Here is a 6317-nt window from a genome sequence, read left to right on the forward strand (position 1 = left end):
GCCGTCCCGCAGCAGAGCGGCCCGCGGGCCGTCGTCGCGGCGCGGCCGGTCCCCGTGCCCCGGCCGCGCCCCGCCGCGGAGTGACGACCTAGTAGTGCCAGGGGAACTGGTGCTGCTGATCCTCGACTGTGCTCGGTCACCTGCTGGTCCCCCCTGGTTCGCTACCCTGACCTGCTAATCGCGCTCTCCCGCGCCTGCCCGTACCTTCCCCGGCTTTCCCTGGGTTTCGCTCTCTGCTGCTGCCCACAGGCTGCCCAGAGAGCGCGAGGACCTCCTCCTGACTGATCTACCCGCCTCCACAACAGGCGGGCCCGGACGCAGCGATTCGACCGCTGGCCGGGCCCTAGATCAGCCCAGGAGCTGACCCATGAGCAAGCTTGCCACCCTGCACGTACCGACCCCGCGTCACGACCACATCGAGTGGTGCCGCGCCCACGAGGACGCCGGCCAGTACGACCAGGTCTGCCAGTCCGAAGGCGCCGAGCTCCGGCCCGTTTCCGGCACCACCGACGACCCGGGCACCGTCACGGTGTCCGCAGTCCAGACCTCCGACCGCTACCCGGCCAGCCGCGCCTGGGACGTGCAGCCCGCGCAGGTCGTCATCGGGATCGGCAGGATCGACGCCTACGTCGACACCGCGCTCACCCCCGCTGAGGCCCGGCAGGTCGCCGCGGACCTGCTCGCCGCCGCGGATCTCGCCGAGCACCACACCGGGCGGTGCGAGCGATGAACACCCCGATCTTTGACCCGGCCGACGTCGCCCTCCTGGCAGCAGAGCTCCGCTGCCCCGACTGGTGTATCGCCGATCCGAACCACGGGATCACCGTCGACGACATTCAGACGGCCGGCGGGATCTACCGGCACCACCGTGGCGTGGAGATCCTGGCGGTCGAGCGACCGAAGTTCTCTCAGCATCCGGTCACGGTGCAGGTCGAGCAGTACGTCGACTTGGATCCGGCCGATGGGATCACGGTCGACGAGCCGGTGGTGTGCGTCCGCGGCGCCGGCGGCGCTGAGCCCGGTCTGACCGTCGCGGAGGCTGCCGCGTTGGCCCGGGCGGTCACCGTGGCCGTGACGGCGCTGGGCGGTGAGGTGTGATGCCGGCCCGCGCGTGGTTCCTGGCCGTCCTCGCTTCCCTCGTGTCCGTGCTGGCCGTGGTGCAGGTGCAAACGGCGTCGATGCTGATCCTGCTGGCCGGGTCCGCGGTCATGGCCGTGGGCGCCTACGCGGTGACCCGACGGGAGCGGATTGTGGGTGGTCGGCGGTGAAGCGGATCGTGCAGACCGTCCTGGTCCTGGCCGCGATCGGCTGCGCTCTGGTCCTGTCGGGTACCGCGACCGTGGCGCTGGCGGCGGCGGTGAACGTGCCCGGGTGGGCGCACCCCGCCGCGGTGGGCATCGTCGAGGTCGTCGCCGTGACCGGGACGTGGTTGTGGGTGACCGAGCCGCGGCTGCGGTGGGAGGCCGCCACTGCGGTGGTGCTGGCGTCGGCGGTGTCCGGGTACGCCGGGGTGCACGCCTACGGCGCGTTCGGGTTGGTGGGTCCGGTCGGCGCGATCGTGACGACCCACCTCGTCGCGAGGGCGTGGACCGTCCCGGCAACCACCGGGCAGGGCCTGGTGGTCGACGAGGGTGCGGACACTGTCCGCACCCCTCACCCGGATGGAGTCCGGACTGTTCCGGAGCTGGACCAGGCAGAGCCCGGTGCAGATGACGACCGGCGTCAGCCGCCGGTCGTGGACCGGGCCGAGGCGTTGATCGCGGACGGTGCGGGCAGGCGCCGCCTGGCGAAGGAACTCGAAATTACCGAGCACCAGGCGCGGGAGCTGCTCGCCGGGCGCCGCAACGGTCAGGTGGTGGGGTCGTGAGCGACGACATCGAGCTGGTGCCCGTCGACCAGGGCCCGGAACCGAAGACCATCTACGGCACCGCTCTGACCGTCCGCGACACCGAACGCCGGCCGATCGTTCCCGCCTACCTGCGGAACCGGGACGAGGCCCGGCAGCTCGCCCGGTGGCTCGCCCGGTTCGGCGCCCACGTCACCCTCTATCACCTGACCAGGTCCCCGAAGTACGCGCTGCGGCTGGTGTGGTGGGCGCCGCGCGGGTTGATGCTGCTGCTGTTCCACGCCGGGCAGTGGGTGTTCGACGCCGAGGCCGCCCCCCTGCGGGCGAACGCCGTCACTCGCGGCGAAATCAACGAGTACATGACCCTGTCCAAGCAGCGGAACCGGCGGGTGAAGCAGCGGGCGATCATCACCGGTGCCGTGGTGTCGGCGCTGGTCACCGGCATGGTGCTGCTGTGGTGGGCGGGTTCTCCCGCCACGGTCGAGGTACCGGGAGCCGGTGGGCGCCCGGTACAGGTGCTGCAGCCCGCACCCGTGTGGATCGGGTGGGCGCAGACGGTGCTGCTGGTCGGGATCGTCGCCGCCCTCGGCCGGTACGGGCGCCCGCGGGACAGGCGGGTCACCGACCCCGCCACCGTCACCCCGTCCGCCCCGCCGAGGCTCACCCCGGACGTGGTGACCCGGGCGCTGCAGGCGTTGGGGATCTCGGCGATGAGCACCGGGCCGAAAGCACAGGCACCGGCGTTCGTCGCCCCGATCACCCGCGACGGGCCCGGGTGGCGGGCCGATGTGGACCTGCCCCACGGCGTCACCGTCGCCGACGTGATGGAACGCCGCGACCGGTTGGCGTCGGGGCTGCGGCGGCCGTTGTCGTCGGTGTGGCCCGAAGCCGCCGCCGAGCAGCACGCCGGCCGCCTGATCCTGTGGGTCGGTGACCAGCCCTTGAACAAGGTGAAGGCTGCCGCGTGGCCGCTCGCCCGGGCCGGGGGCGTGCAGATCGTGGGCGGGGTTTTCCCGTTCGGCACCGACCAGCGGCAGCGGACCGTGAAGGTCAGCCTCGAGGAGACCAACGCGCTCATCGGCGCGCTGCCCGGTGGCGGGAAGACCGCCGCGGTCCGAGTCCTGGCGTTGGCGGCAGCGCTGGACGTGCACTGCGAACTCCGGATCGGCGAACACAAGGGCTCCGGTGACCTGGAGGCGTTGGAGCTGGTCGCCTACCGCTACTCCTCCGGTGTCGACGACGAAGCGCTCGCCGAGACGTTGGCGTCGCTGCGGGAGCTGCTCGAGGAGGTCGGCCGGCGGGCGAAGGTGGTGTCGAAGCTGCCCCGCAATGTGGTGCCGGACAAGAAGGTCACCCCGGAGTTGGCAGCGAAGAAGGGGTCAGGGCTGCATCCGATCGTGCAGGTCATCGACGAGGCCCAGGAGCTGTTCACCCACCCCGACATGGGCAAGGAAGCCGGGGAGCTCGCCGAACGGATCATCAAACGCGGCCGGGCGTTCGCCGTGTACCTGGTGATCGCCACCCAGCGCCCGGACGCCAAGTCCGTCCCGACCGGGGTGTCCGGCAACGTCGGGCTGAGGTTCTGCCTGCGGGTCACCGGACAGATCGAGAACGACCTGGTCCTCGGCACCAGCGCCTACAAGAACGGGATCCGAGCGACGACGTTCACCCCGTCCGACCGCGGGATCGGCTACCTCGTCGGGGCCGGGGACGAGCCGCAGGTCGTCCGCACCTTCTACCTCGACTCGGTGGCGGCGCAGAAGGTCGCCGAGCGGGCGCGGGCGGCGCGGGAGGTGGCGGGCACGATCACCGGGTACGCCGCCGGGCACCGGGAGGAGACCTTGACCCCGGCGGCGCAGCTCCTCGACGACCTGGCCGTCATCTTCGCGACCATCACCGACCGGCGGGTGTGGTCGGAGACGGTGCTGGCGAAGCTCGCCGAGCACGCCCCGTCCCGGTACGCGGACTGGACCCCGGAGACCCTCGCCGCCGCGCTCAAGCCGCTCGGGATCAGCACCGGGCAGGTGTGGGGCAAGACCTCCGGCGGGGCTGGCGCGAACCGTCGCGGGGTGACCCGCGCGGACGTCCTCGCCGCGATCGAGAACACCCACCGCAAGATCACCGCCTAGCGGCACGGCCCGCTAGACCTAGCACCCCCGCTAGCGACCGATCATGGTCCTGGCCTGGGAACTAGCGTCTAGCGGGCCGCCGCCGGGTCCACCCGAAGCAGCCCTGGAGGCGTCGTGGAAACCCTGCTCCTGCTCGTGCTAGCCGTGTCGATCGTCTACCTCGGGGCGTGCGCGTTCTGGCCGTTCGCGGCCTGCCGCCGCTGCTCCGGAACTGCCAAGCTCAAGTCCCCGACGGGGAAGGCGTGGCGCCCGTGCCCGCGCTGCGGGGGCACCGGAAGGCGGGTGAGGGTCGGCCGTCGCGTCTACGAAGCCCTCAGCGGCTCCTGACAGGCCCACAGACAGCGGTACAGCTACCCTCAGCTGTCCCGCTTCCCCCGGGGCTTACGTCCGCGTACGACCACCCCGGGGGAACCGCCGTGAACGAACGAGACCGCCGCGCCGCCGACCGTCTCCGCGTCGAGCAGACCACCGTGCGCGACGCCGCCGGTGTCATCCGCTCCGCACCCGAACTCCACACCTGGGCCGGCCTCGACCGCGCCGAGCTCGCCGACCCACTCGCGGCGCTGCTCGAACTCCTCGCCGGCAACCTCGCCGCGATGGACCCCCACACCCGGGACCACATCGTCAACGTCGCCTACGACTGCGTCGGCCAGCCCATGCAGCAGGCCAGGATCCGCCGCAGCCGACGCCGGTGAACCTGAGCTGACGCCAGAGGCGACGCGGACTATCCGAACAGCCCCAGAGCGGCCTGTCGGCGGGTCACCCGGGCGACGCTTTCCGCGGTCAGCTCGTCGGCGCTGCTCTGGACATTGAAGTTGAACGTCTGGGTGCGCCCGCCTGTCGCTCTCGCAGCCGGTGCCCCGAGGCCCCCGATGGACGCCTCCACGCGGGCGTTCATGCGGCTCGTGTCGAGGCCCGCCGCGAACGTCGGTGTCCCAGCGGCGGCCTTCGTGATGCGCTCCGCCTCGGCGATGACGTTGTCGGCGAGCCGGCGCATCTCCTGCGCCGGCTTGTCCGAGTCGAGGCCCTTCACGAACCCGGCGATGACGAAGTCACCGATGGACAGGAACGCACGCGACGGTGACGCGATCCCCAGCGCGCTCTTGGCTGCCGCGATGGCCTGACGGGCGACGTTCGCCGCGGCCGAGATCACCGCTGAGGCACCGTTGGCGATCGCCGATGCCAACGCGCGGACAGCGTTCGATCCGGCGTTCTGCATGCCGGGGACAAGGGACGTGATGGCGTCCAGAGCTGCGCCGGCCATCTTGCCCCAGGCGGCGGCAACGTCCCCCACACCGGCCGCGACCCGGGACACATACCCGCTGACCGAGGTCTCGGCGGACAGGAAGATGTCCTGGCTGAGCCGGCCCAGGGCCTGGCCGATCTCGCCGGCGCCCTCGACCCACTTCCCGACCGCCTGCGACACACCATCTCCGACCGTGGACACGTACTGGCCCATCCCGGAAATCGCGCTCGACACGATGGAGGCGAACCCGGACGCGACAGACGCGACCGCCTGCGCCATCCCGGTTGCGATCGCCAGCGGAACCTGCGCGAAACCAGCCTGCACCGTCGCCAGAATCGTCGCGACAGCGGTTTGCACGGCGATGGTGCAGGCCGCCATCGACTGCTGGACCGCCACCACGATCGACTGCATTCCGAGCTGGACGGACGCCACGATCTGCGTCATCCCTGCCACCACGGTCGCCTGGATCTGAGCCATGCCCAGCGTGACGGTGTTCTGCGCCATCAGCATGCCGTTGACGAAGGCCTGCTGGATCAGCGCGAACTGCGGTGTCAACGTCGCCGGCAGTGCCTGCAGCGGTGTCGTGAACGCGAGCACGATCTGCTGCATCCCGAGAGTGACGGTGTTCTGCAACATCAGCATGCCGTTCACGAACGCCTGCTGCAGCGCCACCAGCTGCGCCAACATCTGCTGCGGCAGCGCAACCATCGGGTTCACGAACGCCAGCCGCACCAGTTCCATCTGCGCGCCCACCACCGTTGCGAGACCCGTCATCCCGGCCGTGAACGCCGCCTGGATCTGCGCGAAGGACTCGGTGACTCCCACGGGGAGCGCCGCCATCCCGGTCCGGAACGCCGTCTGGACGGAGGTGAACCCTGCAGTGACCGTCGTCGCCAGGCCAGACATGCCCGTCGTGAACGCGACCGACACAGCCGCCATCCCCGCCGTCGCCTGAGAACGCAGATCCGACAGTGAGCCTTTGCCAACCTGATCAAGCGTTGGCGATCACGAGGGTCTGAACTGCGGCGATGAGTTCGTCGGCCCGGTTCGGGCTGGAGCGGATCTTGCGGAGGACTTTCCAGTTCTTCAGTTCGGC

7 protein-coding genes are annotated in these 6317 nt (G+C 71.0%); 6 read left to right on the forward strand and 1 reads right to left on the reverse strand.

Annotation, left to right across the window (positions count from 1 at the left end):
• Window positions 1-367: 367 nt before the first annotated feature.
• From NH602_RS26730 to NH602_RS26750, 6 genes are all read left to right on the forward strand, one after another.
• A complete protein-coding gene (locus NH602_RS26730; protein WP_253069218.1) occupies window positions 368-730 on the forward strand; it encodes a hypothetical protein in 363 nt (120 codons plus the stop codon).
• Complete coding sequence (locus NH602_RS26735) at window positions 727-1098, forward strand: hypothetical protein (protein ID WP_253069219.1); 372 nt, start codon at window positions 727-729, stop codon at window positions 1096-1098. The genes NH602_RS26730 and NH602_RS26735 overlap by 4 nt, the downstream gene beginning before the upstream one ends.
• A 47-nt stretch (window positions 1099-1145) precedes the next feature.
• Window positions 1146-1268 carry a hypothetical protein gene (locus NH602_RS31535; protein ID WP_256495907.1) on the forward strand — a complete coding sequence of 41 codons (123 nt, stop codon included), beginning with the start codon at window positions 1146-1148 and terminating at the stop codon, window positions 1266-1268.
• A complete protein-coding gene (locus tag NH602_RS26740) occupies window positions 1265-1867 on the forward strand; it encodes a hypothetical protein (RefSeq protein ID WP_253069220.1) in 603 nt (200 codons plus the stop codon). The genes NH602_RS31535 and NH602_RS26740 overlap by 4 nt, the downstream gene beginning before the upstream one ends.
• On the forward strand, window positions 1864-3975 hold the full coding sequence (locus NH602_RS26745; protein WP_253069221.1) for a cell division protein FtsK: 2112 nt from the start codon (window positions 1864-1866) through the stop codon (window positions 3973-3975). The genes NH602_RS26740 and NH602_RS26745 overlap by 4 nt, the downstream gene beginning before the upstream one ends.
• Before the next feature lie 416 nt (window positions 3976-4391).
• A complete protein-coding gene (locus NH602_RS26750) occupies window positions 4392-4670 on the forward strand; it encodes a hypothetical protein (RefSeq protein ID WP_253069222.1) in 279 nt (92 codons plus the stop codon).
• Between the two features lie 29 nt (window positions 4671-4699).
• Here the strand turns inward: NH602_RS26750 and NH602_RS26755 are convergent, their stop codons facing one another.
• Complete coding sequence (locus NH602_RS26755) at window positions 4700-6151, reverse strand: hypothetical protein (RefSeq protein ID WP_253069223.1); 1452 nt, start codon at window positions 6149-6151, stop codon at window positions 4700-4702.
• Window positions 6152-6317 lie beyond the last annotated feature (166 nt).

Source organism: Pseudonocardia sp. McavD-2-B, from assembly GCF_024124365.1.
Classification (GTDB): Bacteria; Actinomycetota; Actinomycetes; order Mycobacteriales; family Pseudonocardiaceae; genus Pseudonocardia; species Pseudonocardia alni.

Bases quoted from the DNA above. Each gene is read 5' to 3' on its own strand.
- NH602_RS26730 (WP_253069218.1), top strand. From the start codon at position 368: ATGAGCAAGCTTGCCACCCTGCACGTACCGACCCCGCGTCACGACCAC.
- NH602_RS26735 (WP_253069219.1), top strand. From the start codon at position 727: ATGAACACCCCGATCTTTGACCCGGCCGACGTCGCCCTCCTGGCAGCA.